General features: G+C 27.5%; 17 protein-coding genes. 5 read left to right on the top strand and 12 right to left on the bottom strand.

Annotation, left to right across the window (positions count from 1 at the left end; genetic code table 4):
- Nucleotides 1-49 precede the first annotated feature (49 nt).
- The 8 genes from CJF60_RS01395 to CJF60_RS01360 all read right to left on the bottom strand — a co-directional run bounded on the left by CJF60_RS01395 (nucleotide 50) and on the right by CJF60_RS01360 (nucleotide 12,088).
- Nucleotides 50-1,138 (bottom strand): ABC transporter ATP-binding protein, encoded by a 1,089-nt coding sequence (locus CJF60_RS01395; protein WP_084231888.1) that lies wholly within the window; start codon nucleotides 1,136-1,138, stop codon nucleotides 50-52.
- Nucleotides 1,138-2,817: a sugar ABC transporter permease gene (locus CJF60_RS05420; protein WP_084231887.1), complete on the bottom strand. Its 1,680-nt coding sequence runs from the start codon at nucleotides 2,815-2,817 to the stop codon at nucleotides 1,138-1,140. The genes CJF60_RS01395 and CJF60_RS05420 overlap by 1 nt, the downstream gene beginning before the upstream one ends.
- 2 nt (nucleotides 2,818-2,819) lie before the next feature.
- Nucleotides 2,820-5,432, bottom strand: a complete 2,613-nt coding sequence (locus CJF60_RS01385; protein WP_084231886.1) for an ABC transporter permease subunit — start codon at nucleotides 5,430-5,432, stop codon at nucleotides 2,820-2,822.
- A gap of 2 nt (nucleotides 5,433-5,434) precedes the next feature.
- Nucleotides 5,435-6,001, bottom strand: a complete 567-nt coding sequence (locus tag CJF60_RS01380; protein ID WP_084231885.1) for a hypothetical protein — start codon at nucleotides 5,999-6,001, stop codon at nucleotides 5,435-5,437.
- Entirely contained in the window at nucleotides 6,001-6,486 is a 486-nt protein-coding gene (locus tag CJF60_RS01375; RefSeq protein ID WP_084231884.1) for a hypothetical protein, read from the bottom strand. The genes CJF60_RS01380 and CJF60_RS01375 overlap by 1 nt, the downstream gene beginning before the upstream one ends.
- 1 nt (nucleotide 6,487) lies before the next feature.
- On the bottom strand, nucleotides 6,488-7,984 hold the full coding sequence (locus tag CJF60_RS01370; RefSeq protein ID WP_084231883.1) for an extracellular solute-binding protein: 1,497 nt from the start codon (nucleotides 7,982-7,984) through the stop codon (nucleotides 6,488-6,490).
- 199 nt (nucleotides 7,985-8,183) lie between these two features.
- Nucleotides 8,184-10,802 carry an alpha-amylase family glycosyl hydrolase gene (locus tag CJF60_RS01365; protein WP_084231882.1) on the bottom strand — a complete coding sequence of 873 codons (2,619 nt, stop codon included), beginning with the start codon at nucleotides 10,800-10,802 and terminating at the stop codon, nucleotides 8,184-8,186.
- Between the two features lie 209 nt (nucleotides 10,803-11,011).
- Nucleotides 11,012-12,088 (bottom strand): pullulanase-associated domain-containing protein, encoded by a 1,077-nt coding sequence (locus tag CJF60_RS01360; protein WP_084231881.1) that lies wholly within the window; start codon nucleotides 12,086-12,088, stop codon nucleotides 11,012-11,014.
- A gap of 630 nt (nucleotides 12,089-12,718) precedes the next feature.
- Here CJF60_RS01360 and nrdF point away from each other — a divergent pair.
- The 3 genes from nrdF to nrdE are packed head-to-tail and all read left to right on the top strand — an operon-like array spanning nucleotide 12,719 to nucleotide 16,467.
- A complete protein-coding gene (nrdF, locus tag CJF60_RS01355) occupies nucleotides 12,719-13,771 on the top strand; it encodes a class 1b ribonucleoside-diphosphate reductase subunit beta (protein WP_084231880.1) in 1,053 nt (350 codons plus the stop codon).
- Between the two features lie 15 nt (nucleotides 13,772-13,786).
- Nucleotides 13,787-14,245, top strand: a complete 459-nt coding sequence (gene nrdI, locus CJF60_RS01350) for a class Ib ribonucleoside-diphosphate reductase assembly flavoprotein NrdI (protein ID WP_408633937.1) — start codon at nucleotides 13,787-13,789, stop codon at nucleotides 14,243-14,245.
- A 59-nt stretch (nucleotides 14,246-14,304) separates the two neighbouring features.
- Complete coding sequence (gene nrdE / locus CJF60_RS01345) at nucleotides 14,305-16,467, top strand: class 1b ribonucleoside-diphosphate reductase subunit alpha (protein WP_084231878.1); 2,163 nt, start codon at nucleotides 14,305-14,307, stop codon at nucleotides 16,465-16,467.
- Between the two features lie 195 nt (nucleotides 16,468-16,662).
- Here nrdE and CJF60_RS01340 read toward each other — a convergent pair whose 3' ends face one another.
- The 3 genes from CJF60_RS01340 to CJF60_RS01330 form a co-directional block, all read right to left on the bottom strand.
- Complete coding sequence (locus CJF60_RS01340; RefSeq protein WP_084231877.1) at nucleotides 16,663-17,739, bottom strand: HpaII family restriction endonuclease; 1,077 nt, start codon at nucleotides 17,737-17,739, stop codon at nucleotides 16,663-16,665.
- A gap of 5 nt (nucleotides 17,740-17,744) precedes the next feature.
- Nucleotides 17,745-18,617, bottom strand: a complete 873-nt coding sequence (locus CJF60_RS01335) for a DNA cytosine methyltransferase (protein WP_200807530.1) — start codon at nucleotides 18,615-18,617, stop codon at nucleotides 17,745-17,747.
- A gap of 95 nt (nucleotides 18,618-18,712) precedes the next feature.
- Nucleotides 18,713-19,612 (bottom strand): ECF transporter S component, encoded by a 900-nt coding sequence (locus tag CJF60_RS01330; protein WP_084231876.1) that lies wholly within the window; start codon nucleotides 19,610-19,612, stop codon nucleotides 18,713-18,715.
- Nucleotides 19,613-19,940: 328 nt separating this feature from the next.
- Here CJF60_RS01330 and CJF60_RS01325 point away from each other — a divergent pair, with 328 nt between their 5' ends.
- Nucleotides 19,941-20,615: a nuclease-related domain-containing protein gene (locus CJF60_RS01325; RefSeq protein ID WP_084231875.1), complete on the top strand. Its 675-nt coding sequence runs from the start codon at nucleotides 19,941-19,943 to the stop codon at nucleotides 20,613-20,615.
- 49 nt (nucleotides 20,616-20,664) lie between these two features.
- Nucleotides 20,665-21,162 carry an MPN499 family protein gene (locus CJF60_RS01320; protein ID WP_084231874.1) on the top strand — a complete coding sequence of 166 codons (498 nt, stop codon included), beginning with the start codon at nucleotides 20,665-20,667 and terminating at the stop codon, nucleotides 21,160-21,162.
- On the opposite strand, the gene CJF60_RS01315 is transcribed toward CJF60_RS01320, so the two are convergent.
- On the bottom strand, nucleotides 21,152-22,747 hold the full coding sequence (locus CJF60_RS01315) for an APC family permease (protein ID WP_084231873.1): 1,596 nt from the start codon (nucleotides 22,745-22,747) through the stop codon (nucleotides 21,152-21,154). The genes CJF60_RS01320 and CJF60_RS01315 overlap by 11 nt on opposite strands.
- Nucleotides 22,748-22,902: the final 155 nt, after the last annotated feature.

The raw sequence follows: 22,902 nt of genomic DNA, 5'->3' as shown, positions 1-22,902 counted from the left end.
CCTTTAATTTATAAAATAAAATTATTTTAAAATAAATTTAAAATAATTTTTAATTAATTCTCTTTTCAGTTTTAGAGTCAAAAAAATATACTTTTTCCTTGTTAAAAGAAAGTAAATATTTTTTGTTTAATTCTAAGTTTTGCCCTGGTGGCATGGTGACTGTAAAGAAGGTTTCTGAACTAGCAGCGAATTGCCCTTGTTCTTCTTTACCTAAAATTTCATAAAGAATTAACTCGCACTTAACGTGTGCTGCATTTTCATCTTTTTTATAAACACTAATATTTTCGCTGCGAATTCCAAAGTAAACTTCTTGACCTTCATAAGGTTTTAATTTAGATTTATCTGATTCAGAAACTTTCATTTTTAATCAGTTATCTTTAGAGATATAACCATCACTGTAACTTACTTTGACAACGTTCATTGTCGGGTTACCAATAAACTTAGCAACGAACAAATTGCTAGGATTATCATATAATTCTCGTGGTTTTCCGATTTGTTGGATAATTGAATTATCCATTAAAACAATGCGATCGCTCATAGTCATAGCTTCAAGTTGATCATGTGTTACATAGACAGTTGTTGTCTCTAATAACTTATGAATTTTGACTATTTCACTACGCATATTTTCTCGTAACTTAGCATCTAAATTTGATAAAGGTTCATCCATTAAAAATAATGCTGGCTTACGAGCAATCGCTCTTCCTAGCGCCACACGTTGGCGCTGCCCTCCTGAAATATCACTAGGTTTATTTGAGAGATACTGGTCGATTTTTAAGATTCTTGCAACATCATTAACACGGCGATTAATTAAGTCACGAGGTTCGTTTCTGACTTTTAGTCCATAAGCGATGTTGTTATAAACATTCATATGTGGATACAAAGCATAGGATTGAAAAACCATCGCTATATCACGATCTTTTGAAGATAAACCATTGACACGCACATTATCAAAAAGCAAATCACCTTTGGTAATTGAATTAAGTCCTGCAAGCATTCTTAAAAGCGTAGACTTACCTGAACCAGAAGGCCCTAATAAGGCGATAAATTCTTTATCGTTGATGACAAAGTTAATATCTTGCAATGTATAGTTTTCACGCCCTGCATATTTTTTGGCGACATTTCTAAATTCGATTTTCATTATTTCACTGCTCCTTTTGTTAAACCACTGACTAAGAATCGCTGTGCAACAACGAATAAAATAGTTAACGGAATTCCTGTAACAATTGCTCCTGCTAGGAAAACATATTGTCTAACAGTTGAACCTGTACCTGATATTAGTGTTCTTAATCCTGCTGCCATTGTTAAGTCTTTACTTCCATCGACAGTTGCAGGAACTAATAACCTTGGTAAAATAACATCACCAAAAGGACCGATAAATGATCATAAAGCAACGATTGCTACCATTGGTTTTGCTAGTGGTAAAATGATGGTTGTAAAAACCTTAAAAGTGTTTGCCCCATCAATTCTAGCTGCTTCATCTAAATCAACTGGAATTGAATCTAGATAACCTTTTAAAATAAAAGTATTACCTGTTAAACCTCCACCTGTATAAATTATGATTAGAAAAACTCATACAGGAATTGAGGCTAGTTGATATAAAACTAAAAAGGCAGTTAAGGCTGCTATTGAGGGCACCATTTGTAAAAGCATAACTGTAATAATTGAAGAACGGCGTCCTTTAAAATGAAACCTACTAAAAGCATAGGCGAGTAACAATGTAAAAATAACTGTTAAGATCATCGTTAAACTAGCGACTAAAACTGAATTACCTAGTCAATATAGAAAATCTGTTTGACCGTTAAATAATTGCTCATAGTGAAAAATTGCACTTTCAGCGGCAAAACCTGAAGTTGTTCCTAGATACTGACCACCACTACCATCAAATGACATCACGATCATTTGCACAAGTGGCAGTAAAACTGCAACTGCTCAAAATAATAAAATTATGTAAGAAAAAAACAGTCCAATAATTTGCGAAATTGTTAAAGGAGGTAAATCAGATAATCTGATAAATTTACTTGTTTCATTAATATGAGTAGCAAATGCTGAAACATTAAAACCTTTAATTAAATTACTTTGTTCTTTAATTAATTCATAATGTCTAACTGTCTCTTTTGAGATTTCATCGTAAGATAAAAACTGATTAAGAGAGTATTTACTTTTTTTATTTAAGTAAATAGTTTGCTCGTGAAATAAAATTTCAAACTTAGCTAAATTAATGAAGATGTCTTCAGGGAAAGATTTAAAACCATTTAAATTTTTCTCAAATAATTTAGCAGCATTAATTTTGTTGTTATAAAAATAATTTCTGACAAGATCTAAATCATAATTTAAAATTATTTGTTTTTGTTCTTGTGCTTTTTCAGTGCTTAATAAAAATTTATTAATGACATTTTTATAAGAAACTAAATTAGTTTCAACATGATAGATAATTACTTTTTTAATTTTTTCAACAACTTTTAAATTGGCTTTTGCTGAGCTAAAACTTACTGGTGAAAAACTTGTGAATAAACTTAGTAACTTAACTAAAACAATTTGATTAATGGTTTCTTCATCTTTTTTAATTGCTAGTTGCTGAGCTAAAATTGTTGCTGAATTTTTTAAATCATTATGTTTTAAATATTGCACGATTTGAAAAAAATCGTTGTTGCTGATTAAATGTTTAGCACGGGCATTACGTAGTATTAAGTTTAATCTGTCGACTATTTCTTTTTTAACTTCAATTCTAAAAGAACGAGCATAAGAATTTGCTAAAGGATTTAGAGAATTTAAAGTTCTTTTAAAATTATGTTTTAAAACATCTTGGGTTAGACTCATAATTACACTGTATCCTTTCTAAATGCTCTTGATCTTAAAAATAAAACTGCTGATGTTCCAACTATAAAAATTGACATAATAATTGTGAAAGCTGAAGCTAAACCAATTTGGTTGTCTGAAGAAGTTGTTAAATTAAAGATTAAAGAAATAATAATATCTGTAGGTCCAGGATTTCCTGGAAGACCTGCTGGCCCTACTCCACCTGCACCAAAAAGATAAATAATTCCAAAGTTATTAAAGTTGAAAATAAATTGTCCAATTAATAAAGGTGCAACTTGTTGCAGAATAAGAGGCGCTGTAATTCTTAAGAATGTATTAATTTTTGATGAACCATCAATTTCTGCTGCTTCATATAAATCTGATGAAATTCCTTTTTTAATTCCTGTGACTAACATGAAGACATATGAAGAACCTAGTCATGTCTGAATTAGAACTAAAATTAGTCTTGATAATTGTGCATCTTGAGAAAAATTAATATCTGTATTAAAGAACTGATTATAGTAAGCATTTCCTGTTCTTGCACCTAAAAAAGCTGCTGAAAAAAATAAGATTGTTGCAAAAGCTGGTACTGCTCACGGTAAGATATAAACCATTGAGAAGAACTTTTTACCTTTAATTCTAGGATTATCTAGAATTAAAGCCATGACTGTTCCAATTACAACTGTTAATGCAGTAACTGAGAAAGTTCATATCACGGTTCAACCCGAAACATAAGCAAATGATTCTGAATAACCACCCGTAAAGACTTCTACAAAGTTATCAAATCCGTTTCAAGATAAAGGATTACCTGGTGGCTGTGATGTTACGCTATAGTTAGTAAAGGCGATTAAAATGGTTGTTGCTAAAGGTAAAATAACTATAAAAGAAATTGTAACTAAAGCAGGCAGGGAAATTAATATAGGTAAACCTGTACCCATTAAAAATTTCTTCATATCACGCACATTTGCAGGGCGATAACCAAATTCTCTGTAAAATCCACTGCGATAAGCATTATGTGCAGTAGAGATTCAAATTACTAGGGAAAAGGTTAATAAAATTAACGCAATTACACCTTCAACAATTCGATATCTTGCATCTGCATAAACCGTTCCTAAAATAGGATGATTAAACTTGACAGGTGATAAATCAAATAGTCCAAAAATTCCGTTTCCATCATTTGAGCCGTATGCTCCAAAAAATGTTGGTAGTGCTATTGCATAAATGAAAACAGCACCGATGAAAAAGATTAATCCTTTTGTATATTCTTTATTAAGAATCTGTCCTAAACCAGGGAATATAATAGATAGTAGCATTGCAAGTCATCTTTGACCTTTAAATGCTCTGGTAGGAATTTTCTTAATTTCATCATCTACAGTTGTAAACATGACTTTAAGAATTTTTTCTTTTTGTTTTCTTTTGTCTATTTTTAGAAAACGAAGTTGTTCCGATTTAGAATAAAATGCATCACTGATTTTAGCTTCTCTTAATTCTAATTTTCTTTTAAATTTAAGTTCATCTAATTCATTTTTATAAGCTTGTTTTGTCATTGTCAAAACCTTGCTTTTATGAAGTTTAATTTTTTCTAAATATTTTGCTTTGATATCAACTTGTTTATCTTTGATAGTATTTTGATTTTTAGCACCGATTTTTTTTATTTGATTTTGTAAAGCAATAATTTTATTATCAAATTCTAGATCTGATTCCATAATTTTTTTGTAAGCAACAATTTTATGAGTTAATAAAACATAATTACTTGCAGCTTCAAAATTTTGTTTTTTTGAAATTGATTTTAATTTATTTTGGAGAACCAAAATACTTTTATAAAGGTTATGATTTTTAAATTTATCTTCAGGTAAAGTTAAAAATTCATTGATATTATTATAAGAAGATTCTTCAACTTTTGATACTGCTTCGTTGTAAGAATTAATACTAATATTTTCTTTTTTCAAATTCTTAATAGCATCTTTATAATCAATTCTTGATTTTTTTAATTTGCTATTTTTTAACTCAAGATATTTTTTATTTTTAATTTTATAAGCTTCATAAATTTTCTTATATTTATTTTTATCTTGATCTAATAATTCAGCATGCTGTTTTGTAAGTGTTGCTTTTTTACTATTTGAATCTAGAAAATATTTATTTTTTAGAATTTCTAATTTCTTATTTTTTTCATTAGTTAATTCATTAATTAACTTTTGATCTTTTTCAGAATAAATAAAATTTTTCTTTTGATTTTTAAGATTATTTAATTCATTTGAAACAGCACTAATTTGACTTTTATCGTTTTTAGATTTTAAAAATATTAATTTACTTTCTAATTCATAAATTAATGAATCTAAACTTTTGCCATTAATAATTTGCGCTTTTCTTTTAATGGATTCAATTTTGTTCTGATATGAATCAATTATATTTTTAGATTCTTTTTTATATATTCTTTTCAAAGCATGTAATTCTAATTTAACACTTTTTGAGTTTTGAAAAGCATTATATTTTTGTTCTTTCAACAAAACTTTTAAATGTCTTTTTTTACTTTTATATTCGGATTTTACGGACTTTCGAATAACTGATAAATTACTATTATCAACCATCTTTATGATTCTAGAATCTTGAACATAATTTAATTTTAATGTTGACATAATTATGTAACCTCCGAAATTTTAAGTGTTTTTAATTTGTGCTTATGAAAAGGACATTCAATAAAATTAAACTCTCCATTAGGAATATTTTGAATATCACTTACAGATAAATTAATAATTAATTTTTTGCTAGTGTCGTCATTTCTACGATATTTAGTTTTATTTGTTTCAATTATTAATTCAATTGAATTTATTAAATCTTCATTTTTGTTATCAATAATTGGTTCTATATAAATCAATAAATTTTCAATTTTTTCTTTATTCAAAAAAGCATTATTTATTAATTTAAATTCATCTTCTTTTATTAAAGATGAGAGTGCTAAATAAATATTTAATTTATTTTTTTCTTCATCATTTAAATTAACTGGTAAACGATTTTCAAGGTTTTTATAAAATGAATTTATTAAACTTTTTAATTCATCATTAATCTCAATATAATTTTTTCATTCACTATTTTTTAGTTCCTGAAAATAATTATTAAGTGTTTCAATTTCATTAAATGTACCATTTGAAATATCGTATTTTTTATTATTAATTTCACACTCTAGAATTAATTTTATTGCTGGCATTATGTTCACCTTCTTTGGTTATTAACGTAGAAACGATTTTGTTTAAGTAAAACAAAAATATAAAATAATAATGCAAGTAAAACAACATTGAAAATTGTAATTAAAACTGATAATCAAATTGGACTTGATGGTGTTAATCAAACAGATAATATTGAAGCAATATTTACAAATGATCAAAATAAGACATAGATGTATCCTACTTTAATACTCTTTCATGCAAAGTAATTTAGGATGGCATAAAATACATAAACGACTGAATTAATAACTATTTTAATAATTAAAATTTGCCTAAATTTTACTCATGCTTCATCTTCAGAAATAATGTTTTGTGAACTAGCAAAATCAGTTAGTGCTTGTTGATCATAAAGGCTTACTAAAACATTAATTACATATAAACTAATGATTGCTAAAATTACCCCTAATATTGTAAAAAAGAGCCATTTTTCAATGGCAACTTTTGTACTTTGATTAAAATCAAATTTCATTTTATTGTTTTTTTAGTTCAAGTTCTACATTCTTAGTAAGTGCTTCAAGGAATGCATCAGCAGTTGCGTAGGAAGTAGATGTTAAACCATTGGCATCTCATGCTGTTCAGTATCCACCACCAGGTCATTTTGGTTGTTCCATGTTGATTTTATATTGACCAGTAACGGCTTTTATAACTGATTCATAGAACTTCTTGATTGCTGCTTCAAAACCATCTACCGAAGTATATTTTGAAATGTCCATTTTAGTTTTAGTTGAAGGATCTCTAAAAGTCATTTTAGAAACATCAATATCTAATGTGTAACCACTAGCAGCAGAAACTTTACCACCACCATGAACTCACTCTGCAGCAATGTTTTTTGAAGTTAAAACACTTGCAAAATAACTAGCAAAATTAGCTTTTCCATTAACTGCTTTTGTATCTGTTGAAAATGAACCAAGCGCTGTTTTGTTTAAAGCATATGCTCATCCACCAATAAAGTGTCTTAATTGCTCTGTTCCTAATTTTGGAAGCATACCTGCTGAAATTTTATTAAGAACTTCAACCACTTTAGTAGGTGTTGATTCATTTTGTTTTAGAATATATTGAACCAAATCTTTTAAAATTCAAGGTCCATCAAATGTTAAAGAAATACTTTGATTTGCAATACCTGATCTTGTTTCAACATCACGGCTGGTATTAGAGTTAGTAACAATTTTGTATTTCTCATTTGAACCAGTTCTCAATTTATTGTAATAGGTTCAAACATCTTTAATTCTTTGTTTTGTTTTATCATTTGTTAAAAACGGAGCAGTTTTTTTGCCATTTTCTTCTGTAACCCACATTTTACGACCTTCTTCCATGCTTCCATTTTTTATGTCAGTGAATAGACCGTTCAACATTGTTGCACCCATTCATAAATCTGCTGCTTTAAAAACAAATTTTTTATTAACTGGGTCATTGAATTCTTCTGTTATATCAGTTGGTGTTTGTGGGTAAACAGAATTATCATAAAGCATAAAAACTGACTCAATATTTAATGGAAAGCCATAAAATTTATCATCTAGTTTAACTAGTTTTTTATTTTCTCCATATTCTGTAAGGTCGCTTTCATTAACAAAACCTAAAGTTGATGACTTTATAAGACCTTGAATTCTGTCTAATGGCATAGGAAATAGATCCGCTGCTGTTTGTGCAGAAGTACTAACTGTATTTTCAATATAATCAGTAGATTTACCATTTTCAATTTTAACTGCTTCAACTCTTGATCTCATGTTTTCAGGAAGCAGTGAAACTGCTTTATCAAAAGCAATCATTCAATCTTCTTCAACTGCAACTTTTAAAGTCCCTGTTCAGTCTGAAAGGGTATCTTCTGCTCTTTCTTTTAAGCTTTTGCTAGTGTCTGGATTATCACTACCACCTTTACCAGGTGTGGTGCTACATGCAACAGCTAATGCACCTGCTGCTAGGGCGGCAAAAGCTGATGAACTAAGAATTAATTTTTTACTTAATTTCATATAATTTTCTCTTTTCTTTATTTTGATTAGAATATTTGACTCTCTAAAGAGCCACAACTATTATTTTAATCCTAATTTATATTTTTGGCTAAAAGTAACCTGAAAATTGGCAAAAATACATTTTTTTGCAGTTTATTTACCATGTTTTTCAATAAACAGAAGTTTTGGTAGCTATTTTTAGGATTTGCACTGAGTAAAGCTATTTAAATTTTGCAAAAACCATAGTTGATTTTGACTTGACAATTGCTTTATTTTTACTAAAATCATAGCCACTGATTTTAGTTATCCCTGCACTATCATTATCAACAATAACTGCTCAACTAGAATCAAGGGCTTTAGCTAATTCAAGATCTTTATCACTAGGATTTGATGCAACAATAACTTCTAAAATGTTACTATTAGAATCAATATTAGTTAAATGATATTGCACAATATCAACTACCTTATTTTCATTAACTTGATTATTTCTAGTTGCTTGAAAATTAGTTTTTGCTAGGTCAATAATTGCTTCCTTATTTTCATTAATACTTGCTAGTGGAATTGATGAATTACCTAAACCTTCATAAGCATTTTCTAGTGTGTCTCATGAATCGCTTTCGGCAACTAACTTAAAGTTGAAACTATTACTTTCTCCTCATTGAGCACGATTTTTATGAATTAATTCTAAATCAGTTTTATTTAGAATTAATTCGCCATTACCATCTTGATCTATATGTACAAACTTTGTTAGGTTCTGATTATCAGCACTAGGAGAAATTTCGCCTGCTAAGTACCATTTTTTATTTCTTGCATTTTGATCAGCATTAATAAATTTAATTTTTAACTCACCTAATTTAGGATCTAAAAAATTCTTATATAAACTTGCACTATTAGTTTTGGTTTCTCCGAAAAATGTTAGATGCTTATTAATATCTTCAACCTTAGTTAGACTAAAAGAAGCAAAACTTTTTCTTAAAGTAATTAAACCCTTAACATAGTCTTTTAGTTTTTTAAATTCACCATCTGCAAAATTATCTTCTAAGCGATTTCATCTAATACCATTAGTATAGTCTGAAGAATGATATGAATTTTCTGAATATTTATTTTCATAAGCATCTTTGACATCATCTAAAATTATTAAGTTATCACTTGCTGCACTTCGATGTAAATTAGCATCATTTTTTGCAAGTGCTTTAGTGCGCCCCATTTCATCGCCACCTTGAATCACGATTCTACCTTGACTTGTAAATAATAAGGTGTAGGCTTGTTTTAACAAGTTAATCTTATGTTGTAGATTTTCTGAATCAGATTTATCTGCTAATTTAGCTGTTGCTAAATTAATTTTATCTCATAAACTAAAGCCATCATGAATTGCTAAATAATTTAATGATTCAGTTGCAGTATCTGCAAATAAATTATTTTCACTATTATCAATTTGTGAAAATAATAAGCCTTCTTTTTCTTCGCTTTGCTTAAAGTTTTTAATGCCACCTATTAAAGCGGCTCTTAGTAAACCTGAATTTTGGTTATTACCATTTAAATAACCTAGATCAAAAGCCTGACCTTCACCTGTATCACCTTTTGAAGATCTTCTCATTGCATCATTAAAATAAGCTAGATCTTTAACTTTATGTTCGTTAAAACTAGTTACTCCTTTAACAGGGCTAAGTCCACTATCTAGATCTGTAAAATTTCAAGCTTCACCATATAAAATGGCTTTAGGCATTAACTCTCTAGCTTTTAAAATTGTTGCACTATCAATAAAACCTAGTAAGTCAAACCTGAAGCCATCGACTCCCATTTCTTCATGGAAAAATTTTAATGATTCTAAAATAATGCGTTGCATCATGAAACTTTCACTAGCAACAGCAGGTTCACCTACTGGAGTAGACTTACCTTTGAAACGAAAATAAAGATTTTCCACAATATCTTCTAAAATACTATTTTTAAATAAATGATTATAAACAACATCAACTATGACACCGATTTTATTTTCGTGTAACTTATTAACTAGCTCTCTAAATTCTTTGATTCTTGCATAAGGATCATTAGCATCACTTGCTAATCAGCCTTCAATCGAAAAATAGTTATGGGGATCATAACCTCAATTGTAATTTGCTTTTGAATCAACGTTATTTCCATTATAAGTTTTATTATTTTCATCAACTGTATAATAGTTTTGAATTGGCATTAATTGTACATGTGTGATTCCTAGATCTTGAAGATGTTTAATCCCTTCATCTCAATTAGCAAAACCTTTAAAAGTTCCTTTATCAGCAATTTCTGTATTAATTGTAAAATCTCTAACATGAATTTCATAAGCAACCATCTTATTAACGTTACCTTTTAAAGATTCAATCTCAACACCTAAAGCCTTTGGTTTTACACCTGCTTTGCTACTTTTTAGATCAATAAAAGCAGCTTTACCTACTTTATCTTCGCCTGCAGGATTAAAACTTGCCATTGATTTAGCATAAGGATCTAAAACGATTCTATTATTATCTAAAATGAACTGATAAAAGAGTCCATCTAGAGATTCTAAATTAGTGTTTGCCTTATCTAAATTAATTGCAAAAACTAAGTCATTAGCTTTTTTAGTCATTTTTAATCTTTTAATTTCTTTTTGTTCTTTATCAAAAAGAATGATTTCAGATTTAGTTGATGTTGGTGCATATAACTTAACTTCTCAGGTGTTATTACTTAATAAATTTGCACCTAAAGTGCCTGTATAGTGCATTTTTGGATCATTTATGTAAGGTTTTGAAACACTAGTTAAAACTAGATCAGAATCATTATATCTAATCATCAACTTATCAGAAACTCTAGGTGGTGTATCCATAAATTCTAAAGTTACTAACTCTTTATTTTGCTTTAAACGAAAGCGTTCGATAAAAGTTTGGTCAGTTAAATTTTTAATAGTAATTGCTGATTTTAAAATTTTTAAGTCATTATTAAATTCAATTAAAATCCGTTCAGGATTTACTCTAAGAGCATATTTTGCATCAATTGAAGCAACAGGTAAATCACTATAAACAGTTTCACTATTTGCTAAAATTCAAAACTCACTATAATCACAGATAAAGGTAATGAGCGATCACCACCATCTTTTTCATCGCCATTATGTAAAATATAATTTAGCCCTTTTGCTAAATTAATAATATTAACTTCTGCTTTATAAAAGCCGTTTTCATCAGCTGTTTCTGAAAATAAAATTGGTTTATCTCAACTAGTTTCTGTTTCAATTGCTTTATTTGAACCATCATTATTTCATAAATGTAAACCTCAACCTTTGATTTTAGTATTACTTGCAGGTTTATAATGAATGATTAATTTTTTAGAAGGAATAGCTTCTGAATCAGTGTTTGGCTTTAGATTAATTATTTTAAGAGTTACATCTTTTTCAATAAAAGTTCCACCATAAAGAGTGATTATGAATTCTAGTTCTGTTTTATTATTCTCTAAATTTTGGCTAAATGATTTAACTTTAAAATTAAGTCCTTCACTTAATTTTTCTTTAAAAATTGCTCCGTTTTTACCTTCGTTATTAAAGACATTTTTGCTTAATAATTTCAAAATTCCTAATGGTGAAAGAATGTCTTTTGGTCGATAAGTATTATCATCTTTTGCAGTAATTATTTTATTAATTTTATTGATTTCAACATCACTTATTGCTTGTTTAATAAGAGGTTTTTCAACTTCATTTTTAGTAAAACCTTTGATAGTTGCAGTAATTTTTTTAGTAAGATTTTCACTTTTTAATAAAAATATTAAATTAAGTGAATCAGCATTTTCGCTTTTATTTGGAGTAAAACTTTCAATGCTTAAACTATAGCCACTATTTAATGCTTTAGTTAAAACATTCGAGTTATCAGAATTGTAATTTTTAAAGTCAATTAGCTTTTCAATATCTCTGATAAAACTAATTTCTTGCACTTGTCAATCATTAAATAAAACAGGAAGTGTAATTTCTGTTTTAACTTTTTCAGATTCTTTATCTAGTTTTGCTTGTTCTGAAAGTTCGCCTGAATTATTAGGTGAACACGCTATTAAAGCACTAACTGAAGCAATAAATGTTGCGCCAGTTAGTAAAAGTAGCGATTTTTTAATTTTGGGATTTTTTCACATAGTTTAATTGTATGTTGATAAGCAAATTTTTGGATTTTTAAGCCATTTTTTATTAAAATCGAGTGAATGTTTCACTTTATTTTCCACAAAATTTTTTATAACAATAATTAGAGCCTGAAAGTTAGTAAATTTCGTTTAAAACTTGCTTATTTTTAGTACAAATGATACTATTTTTGCTTGAAAATTTTTGCTTAGGATTTGACAAAATATTTTTGCTTTTTTGGTCGTTTATTCAAAAATATTGGTATGCTTTTAAATAAGAAAAAGCAACTCAAAAGAGATTATTTTGCTTTTGTTATTGACAAAGTTATTAACAACTTATAAACATCCTATAAATTTTGCTAAAACAATAATTTTAATATTTATTATTATAAAAATATAATTTTTATAATATATTAACATATTAAACATTAAAATAAAATACTCAAAACTAAATTCATAAAATATTTATAAATATTTTTTAATCATTTTTAATTAATTTGTTGCATAATCTAATAACTATATGTTATAAAAAACATATAAGCAGTTTTTGCTAGAGAGAGATGATTAAAAAGTAGCCTTTTATTAAACGCTATTTGTTGTTTTTGTCTAACAAAAACGGACAAATATATTTATGAGAGGTTTTTTAAAATGGAAGAGAAAAAAATACGTGAAAAGAATCAATATTACAGCGAATCTGTTTCACCAATTGGCTACTATCAAAACAATTTTCAAGGAAAAATGCGTTCAGTTAACTGAAACGTGTTAAATGACCCTAAAGACTTAGAAGTTTGAACAAGAATTTGTCAAAATTTCTGAATTCCCGAGAAAATTCCAGTATCAAATGACTTAAAAAGTTGAAAAACACTTGATGATAAGTGACAACAATTAATCACTAATACTTTTACAGGTTTAACTTTATTAGATACCATTCAAGCAACAGTTTGTGATGTGGCACAAATTCCTAATTCACAAACTGATCACGAGCAAGTTATTTATGCTAACTTCGCCTTTATGGTAGGTGTACATGCTCGCAGTTATGGGACAATTTTTTCAACTTTTTGTACTTCAGAAATGATTGAAGAAGCCCATGAATGAGTTATTAATAATGAAAAACTGCAAGCTCGAGCACGTGTTTTAATTCCTTATTATCATAATGATGATCCTTTAAAATCAAAAGTTGCTGCAGCTTTAATGCCTGGATTTTTATTATATGGTGGCTTTTACTTACCATTTTATTTATCGGCTCGAGGCAAGTTACCAAATACCAGTGATATTATTCGTTTAATTTTAAGAGATAAAGTTATTCATAATTACTACAGTGGTTATAAATATCAACGTAAAGTTGAAAAACTATCAATTCAAGAACAAGCGGAAATGAAAAAGTTTGTTTTTGACTTAATGTATGAATTAATTGATCTTGAAAAAGATTACTTAAAAGATTTATATACAGGTTTTGAAACAGCCGATGGTAAATCAATGGCTGATGAAGCAATTGCCTTTAGTTTATATAACGCTGGTAAATTTTTACAAAACCTAGGTTATGATTCACCTTTTAGTGCAGAAGAAACACGCATTTCGCCTGAAGTGCTTGCACAATTATCAGCTCGTGCTGATGAAAATCATGATTTCTTTTCAGGAAATGGTTCTTCATATGTAATGGGAACTATCGAAGAAACAGATGATGATGATTGAGAATTTTAATTAACAAAAAGGAAGATCATGAAAGACTTATCACATGTAACTATTGATGAAACTAAAAGACCAAAAGGTCCAATGCTAGTTGTTTATTTTTCATCAATTTCAAATAATACTCATCGTTTTATTCAAAAACTAGGAATCGACAATAAAAGAATTCCTACTGAATTAACTGATGCACCTTTAATAGTCGAACAAGACTATGTTTTAATTACACCTACTTATGCAGGTGGAGGAGAATTTAAAAACGGAGCCGTTCCAAAACAAGTTATTAACTTTTTAAATAATCCCCAAAATCGTTCATTTTGTAAAGCCGTAATTGCTTCAGGAAACACCAATTTTGGTGATACCTTTGCTTTAGCTGGGCCAATTATTTCAAAGAAATTAAATATTCCCTTGCTTTATCAATTTGAACTGCTAGGAACAGCAGATGATACTGCTCAAATTAGCAAAATCCTAAATGATTTTTGAATTAAATAATTCAAAAATATTAACTTATAAAACTTAAATATTTTTTTAATAAGAAAAGAGAAACCACCATGAGTGAAACCAAAGAAATCGACATGTTAAATGATTCAAACGATGAATATATCGTTTTAAATGCTTTAGCAAGAATGGTGATCAATGGAAAAAATAATTTCCACGCTGATCAAAGTGCAGTTCTAGAATACATGCATTCACATGTATTACCTAGAACTAAAGAATTTGATAATTTTCAACACCGCATTGAGTGATTAATTGAAAATGAATATTATGATGCTCAAGTTATTAACCAATACACAATGGATCAACTAAGAGAATTACATGAATATGCATATTCATTTAAATTTGAATTTATGTCATTCATGGGTGCTTTAAAATTCTATACTTCATATGCTTTAAAAACTTTTGATAACTCTCAATATTTAGAAGCTTATGAAGACCGTGTTTTAATGAATGCCTTACTTTTTGGAGAAGGTAAGTTTGAGCGTGCCAAAGTCATGATTAAACAAATGATGACTCAAAGATATCAACCTGCAACTCCGACATTTTTAAATGCAGGTAAAAAACAACGAGGTGAATACGTTTCTTGTTTTTTACTAAGAGTTGAAGATAATATGGAATCAATTGCTCGTGGTATTTCAACTTCATTACAATTATCAAAACGTGGTGGTGGTGTTGCTTTATCACTTTCAAACGTACGTGAAGCAGGAGCTCCTATTAAAAATATTCAAGGACAAGCAACTGGTGTTTTACCTGTTATGAAATTACTTGAAGATTCTTTTTCTTACGCTAACCAACTAGGACAAAGACAAGGAGCAGGTGCTGTTTATTTACATGCACATCACCCTGACATCATGGCTTTTTTAGATACTAAAAAAGAAAATGCTGATGAAAAAATTCGTATTAAATCATTATCATTAGGAATTGTTGTTCCTGATATAACTTTCAAATTAGCTGCTGAAAATAAAGACATGGCTTTATTTTCTCCTTATGATGTTTTTAAAGCCTATGGAAAAACTTTAAACGATATTTCAGTAACTGAAGAATATGACAATTTAGTTAAAAATCCTAACATTAATAAAACTTATATTAATGCTCGTAAACTATTTCAAACAATTGCTCAATTACACTTTGAATCAGGTTATCCTTATTTATTATTTGATGATACAGTTAATGCAGCAAACCCTAATCCAGGGCGTGTTGTCATGTCAAATTTATGTTCAGAAATCGTACAATCATCTTCAGCTAGTGAATATAGCGAAGACTTAAGTTACACAAAAGTTGGAGAAGATGTTGCATGTAATTTAGGTTCAATTAATATCGCTCGTGCCATGGAAGCAGGAGCTGAATTTGGTGAAATGATTGAAGATTCAATTATTGCTTTAGATGTTATTTCACGTTTAGCAAATGTTTCTTCAGCACCTTCAGTTGAAAAAGGAAATTCAAATAATAATGCTCTTGGTTTAGGAGCAATGAACATGCATGGGTTCTTAGCTACAAATGAAATTTATTATAATTCTCCTGAAGCTTTAGACTTTACAAATATTTATTTTTACACAACTGCATATCACGCTTTTCGTGCTTCAAATAATTTAGCAATTAATGAAAAACGTGTTTATAAACATTTTAAAAATTCTAAATATGCAGATGGCTCATATTTTGAAAAATACACTAAAGTTGCTAAAGATGAATACTTACCTAAAACAGAAAAAATTAAAGAAATTTTTGCTAAGTATAATGTAGCAATTCCTTCACAACAAGACTGAATTGATCTAGTTGAAAAAATTAAAAAACATGGACTAGCAAATTCACACTTAATGGCAATTGCACCTACAGGATCAATTTCATATTTATCTTCATGTACAGCTTCATTACAACCAATTGTTTCACCTGTTGAAGTTAGAAAAGAAGGTAAAGTTGGTAGAGTTTATGTACCTGCTTATAAAATCGATGATGACAACTTAAAATACTATCAAGATGGTGCTTATGAATTAGGACCAGATCCTATTATTGATTTAGCAGCAGAAGCTCAAAAACATGTTGATCAAGCAATCAGTTTAACACTATTTGTTGATGCTGATAAAACTACTACAAGGGATCTTAATAAAGCCTATATTCGGGCATTTAAGAAAAAATGTAAGTCAATTTATTATGTAAGAATTCGCCAAGAAGTGATTGATTACATGGAAAATATTGACTGTGAATCTTGTGTAATTTAAGACTAAATAAAAGTCAAAATTTAAACAATTAATTATGAATGTTTTCTCTTTTTAGAGAAAGCATTTTTTAATTATTTTCCTTAAAAAGACAAGTTATTAGTTAATAAAAAAACAACCTATTTTGAAAATAGGTTGCAAAAATTTAGACAAAACTTTTATAAAATAAATAGTAAATTTTAATTAATTTATACAAATTTATTTCTTATATCTTATTTGAAGATTTAAAGTAAAGTATATTTCATTATTATCTAAATATAATTCTAACATATTGTATCTTTTTGAACTTGGAGTATCTAATTTAGTTTGTTCAATTAAATAATTTCTTACTTCATTTTTAAAATAAACTAAATCAATTACAACTACTAATCCATTTGATTTTACAATCACAAGACCACCATTAACTGAGTTTTTACCGTTTCACTTTATGCTCGGAAAAAGACCAAATGAAATGCTTTCTAAAAAATCTCCTAGCTTCTTATAAGCATAATCAAAATCAAAAGGCTTTACCGATTCAATGAATAATTTTTTTAGATTTTTCACTCCCTTTTCATAACTTTTAAGTAAAGCATTTCCTAAATAAAAAGGTAAGTTAGAATCGATCATTTTTAAATTATAATCAAAAGTTGAATCACTAACTTTAACAAACTCAATGCTCCCACCTAGCGAATAAATCTTATTAATTCTGTCTACTAATTTTGCTCGTGTATGAATAGAATTTATAACTTCTATATCTTCTTTTTTTAAATCATTAATTTTGTATAAAAAATTTGTTCTTTTACTTGAATTTAGAATTGTAGAAGGTGATCCTAAAGATGATTTTATACTATAAGATAAATCTATTAAATTATCTGTTTTTAAATCGTGGACAGTTGAATCTAAATCACTTTTCTTAAGTGAATTTGCTTTTATATAATTCTCATTGTCTAATTTTTGTAAAAAGTTTTTTATCCCTTTTATTGTGAAGGATCTTTTACCTGGTTTTGAATCTAAAATATTATTTAATATTAAACTTTTATTTTGTTCGAGTTCTTCTTTGGAAATTATTCCAAGTATCTTTTTATCTGAAAGTATTTTTACATTTCCTGAATCTTCCACTAAATATTTGATGAATATTTCATCTTGATTATTTTTCAAATTAATTGATTTTATTCTTAATAAATTAGTATTAATTGAATTTAATTTTGAATCAACTAGTTCTAGATTTGGGTTAAATAGTAAATATAAAACAGTGTATATTTCAGATCATTCTCCACGATTAAAACTTAGTTTCATTGTAACTATTTTCTCCCATTTAAAACTTTAATCATTTCTTTACCAACAGCCTTAACAGCTGGAATTGCTACTGAATTTCCTAATTGCTTCATTGCGGCTGTCTTTGAAACAGGAAATTCAAAATTTTCAGGAAAACCTTGCATTCGTTTTCCTTCTTTAGGGGTTATTCTTCTTTCTTTGCCATCGACAATGTAACCATCTCAATTTCTTCTGTCAGTTATTGCAGAAGATTTTCCACCAACTCTCAAAGTAAAACCGATTTTTTTATTTACTGAAGCACCATCGAAAACTCAACTCATATCTTTTTCTAATGGAATAGGTTCTGGAAAACTAAAATTGCTATCATCTATATCGTTTCTAAAACATATCATATAAAGTCTTGGGCGAAGTTGTGGCGAATTAAAATCACTTGCTTTCACAATTTTATAGTGAAAAGAATAACCTAATTCGGTCATTGTATTTTTAATAATTTCAAAAGTTTTGCCACTATCATGTTTAAGCAGTCCACGAACATTTTCTAAAAAAACTACTCTTGGTTTTTTAATTTTTATTATATTTGCAATATTAAAAAATAAAGTACCTCTTGTATCTTCAAAACCTTTTTTAAGTCCAGCTTGCGAAAAAGGTTGACAAGGAAAACCTGCACATAGAACATCGTGATCAGGGATTGAATTAGGGTCAACTTTAGTTATATCACCTGCAAAATATGTTTGATTTCCACTTTCAAAAAGTTCTTGATTAGTTTTTCTAAAATTAGTTTCGTAAGTTATTCTGCAGTTTTGGTCTCATTCAGAAGCAAAAACACATTTTCCTCCCAAATCATCCATAGCAATGTGAAAGCCACCGATTCCAGCAAATAAATCAATGTAGGTAAACAAAATAAACACCTCACTTAAAAAAATTCTATCATAAAAACATACCCATTTCAGGAATATTAACCTAACTATGGTACTTGTTTTTAAATATTACTAAACTATTTATTTCTTCTAAAAATTGCTTTTAAAGCCATTCTATTTTTAATTTTGTACTTATGTTCAAAATAAATTAAACTAGGCACAGATGCAGCTAAAACAAAACTAAATAATGGAATTGTAATCATTGTTTTGATTACAATTGGAATCATATAAAAAGTATATGAATTTGCATATGTACGATTATTTATATTACGTGTAAATTTTTGTAAATAATTTATAAAAGCAAAAGGACCTCATAATCATCTAAATAAAACTTGGACAAAAACAACTAAAGAAACGATAATTAAAACATCAATATACATAGCTTTTTTAGTTATTAAATATCTTTCACCAACATGAAAAGTTGCTATCAAAATTAAAGCAGTAGCCACTGTAATTGCAATTACTGCACCCGTATAAGAAAAACGTTGATTAAACCCATCTACTCTTTGAGTAGTAAAAGGATTTGCTAGATTAAAAAATAAGCCATAAGCCATGATAATTGTTGCAACTACAATTAAAATAGGTAAAAATGCTTTTAAATTAGTTTTTATTCTTCTGATATTAAAAAATAATCAAGCAATCATTGGTAATAACAAAGCAATGATTGCGTATTCTCACATTCAAAAGCCAATACGACCTCTGACTAATAAGTTTAAATGATCTAAAACAACTGATAAAAATGAACCTTTTAAAGGACCAAAAATAATTCCAAAGAAAATGCTAAAAATTACTTCAGCATCAATATTTAAAACTCCTGTTAGGCTCAAATTAGTAATGTAATTGACAATAATTGCAATTGCCATTAAAATTCCTGCTAAAGCTACATCAAAAGTAGTAAACCTAATTTGATTTTTAAAAAAATCTTTTAAAGTTTGCTTATCAAGCCACTGATTTTTAGTTGAAGTTGAATTATTCATAAGATACTCCTTAAAAAGGTGTTTTAAATATCTTACAGAAATAAAAAAAATATTTAAAAACCTCGCTTCAGAAAAGCAAGGTTTTTTCTTTGTTTAAGCGTTAGATTGGCAGAATAACACTTAAACTAGAATAGTTTGGCATATCTGCACGTTATGATTATAAAATAATTCTTGAAGTTTGATCAAAAACATTAAAAATTTATCTTTTTTGTACCAGATAATTATTTTTTACTCATTTTGCTAGTTTTAGAATTGTAAAACTAGCAAAAAATTAAAATTTAATGCATAAAAAATTAAGATAAATCGCTTGAGAAAGTATAATAAGAAAATGTTTAATTATATTTTAGGAATAGGACTTGGTTTAGGTTCATTATTAATTATCTTTATAATTATTTTTGCTTTTTGATTAAGCGCAAGATTAAGAAAAAGTAAAACTAAAAAAATAGGATATGCTTTTGAAAAAAGAGTTGAAAAATTAATTACAACTTGAGTTGCTGATAAGAATAAATTATTTCATCCTGCATCAATTTATTCTTATGATGATGACAAATATTTTGAAGTCGATGGAATTTTAGTAACTGCTAGAGCAATTTTAGTTTTAGAACTAAAATCAATAAATGGAAAAATTAGTGGTAAAGCAGATGAGCCAATTTGAACTAAACAAATTGGAAATAAAATTCATGATATTAAAAATCCAATTATTCAAAATGATAAACATATCGAACATATTCTTAAAATGCTAAATGTCAAATTGCCAATGCTTTCAGTAATTGTTTTTGATTCAAAAGTTGAAGATGTAAAGATAATAGATCAACCAAGTCATGTTGTTGTAACTAACGAAAAAAATCTAACTAACATTCTTGATGAGATGGATAACTTCTTAAATATAAAATTAAATAATTCAGAAATGACTTACATAAGTGATTTATTAAATAAACATAAATCAAATAAAAAAGAAGATAAAAAAATTCATTCAAGTTATACAAGACAAAAACAAATTTAATATTTTAATTAAATTTATTAAGAGTGAAATTAATTAAAAGAAGCAACATATGATTAAAATTAAAATAAGAAAATGAAAATCTTTTTACCAAATCGTGCCTGGATTTTACAGGTTAAATATTGATCGAAAAGATGATGAAATATACGCAAAATACGGCACTTTAGAACTAATGTCAAAAGATTTAGATCTAACTAGATTCTCATGATTAATTTATACAAATGGTGATAAAGATTTTTTTGATTTTAATACATTACAAAAAATTAATAATTTTAAATTTCAAATTACAAATGAAATTTTAAAAAATTTAGATGAATTAAATCATGAAGATAAGGTTACAAACAATGTAACTATCATTTGAGATAAAACTGCAATAAAATTAATTAGTGCAGGAATTTTACCTTTTGCTAATTTAGAATATTTTGATGATTTATTAATTTTAGAACAGAGCCTAAATCCTAATGTTTATGAAATAAAAATTAAATTTAGAAAAAAAGGTTTTGAAATTTTTGAAAGAAATGAAACACCAGGAAACATGTTTAGTTTATAACGTGTGTGGTGTTTTTCTTAAATCTTTTTTCGATATAAATTGGGGCAATTGAAATAACTATAAAAAGAATTAAAACAATTACTGAAGCTATTCTTGAAGTTAAAATTTCATTAGTTAAATTTTCACTTGCAATTGCTGGAATTAAAAATAAATCAAAGAAAGCAACGACAACTGTGACTAACATTGAGAGCCCAACAAGAATTATTGAAACATAAGCAAAGGGTTTAAAATATTTAAATTGCTCAACTTTTATATGTTGAGTTTTTCGATTTTTTAAGGCTCCATAAATTGCGAAAACAATAAATAGAAAAACTATTACCGATGTTCAAGAAGACATTAAATCTGTAAAACTATATAGTTTAGAAATGTTTTGCCCATAGACTTCTAAGCCGTTAGAATGATATGCAAAAGTTCCTATAATTGAAAAAACTATAATAATTGGAACTGATAAAAGTAGAGCTAAAATAACTCCTACAACAGGTTTATCTGATTTGATTTTTTTCTTTCAATAATCATTGAAATAAAACTCATCATTTTTAACTAAATCTTCCATAACACGTGGGAATCACATTGAAAATCCATTTAAAATACCTAGAACACCAATTGCTATTAAGACATTTGTAATTCCTAAAATTATTCTAATAGTTTCAACATTTCAACCTATAGAAACTGCTACATCTAAAAATCCTGTAACAGTTCCGTCGCCTACAATTGACATCGAAATTGCAATTAAAAGGTAAATAACTGTAATCACTATTAATCCTATTAAAATTGCTAAAGGTGTCTTTTTAGGTTTTGCTACTTCGCTTTGAATTCCTGCTGAAACATAAAAACCATCAAAAGCAAAAAAGATTGCTGATAAAGCCACAAAAATTCCTAAACCAGGTAAATTACTTAATAAGTTTCCTTGAGCCACAAAGTCTTTTATATTAGTAAAATTAACATTAGCTTGAGCACTAGATTGTGCACCTGAAGAAAGTAAAATATAACCCATTAAAATTGCTAAAACAAGGGGAATAAACTTAAACATAAAAATTATTTTGTTTTGTAAGTTTCCGATTTTTGCAAATAAACCTGAAAAAATTAAGAAATAAAAAGTTAAAAAAATTGTGACAGCAATTGCTATTAATCAATCTCAATTATCAGTTAAATTCGCCGTTTCAGCACCTGAAAACATCTGATAAGAATCTTGCAAACTCTGGAAAAAATAAATTGGCATGACAAACATTGTTAAAGGCAGATAAATAAAAACAATAAAGTTTTTACTTGTCTTATAAATAAAATTAGAGTTAAATGCTTTATTTCAAGCAACAATTGATAAGTTACTATTTACTCCTGATGAAGCTACCTCAATCAAAGCAAATGACATTGCTATAACTGTAAAAGCTGCTAAAACTCATGAAAAAATTGCTAATACTAATGAGCCTGAAGAATTATTTAAGATTGATTGAGACTTGAAAAAAATTCCTGCACCAATACAAGAACCTATAACTATAAAAATTGTGCTGATAAAAGAAATTTTCTTCTTTTTTAAATCTTTTTCAACAGCATTTTTTTGCTTAATTTTTTTAAATAAATTATTCATTTAGTACCTATTGTATAGAAAAAATATTTTTTCTTTTGCTTATTTACCACAAGAATTCAAAAATTTTTTAATATTTATCAAAAAGATAGTTTTTTGCAGTTTTAAGCCCTTTTTTCATGTTTTTTAATTTTAGTTGCAAATTTGAAATAAAAGTA

It is taken from the genome of Mycoplasmopsis agassizii (assembly GCF_002272945.1).
GTDB lineage: Bacteria > Bacillota_I > Bacilli_A > Mycoplasmatales > Metamycoplasmataceae > Mycoplasmopsis_B > Mycoplasmopsis_B agassizii.
This window is presented reverse-complemented; position numbering and strand designations above follow the sequence as displayed.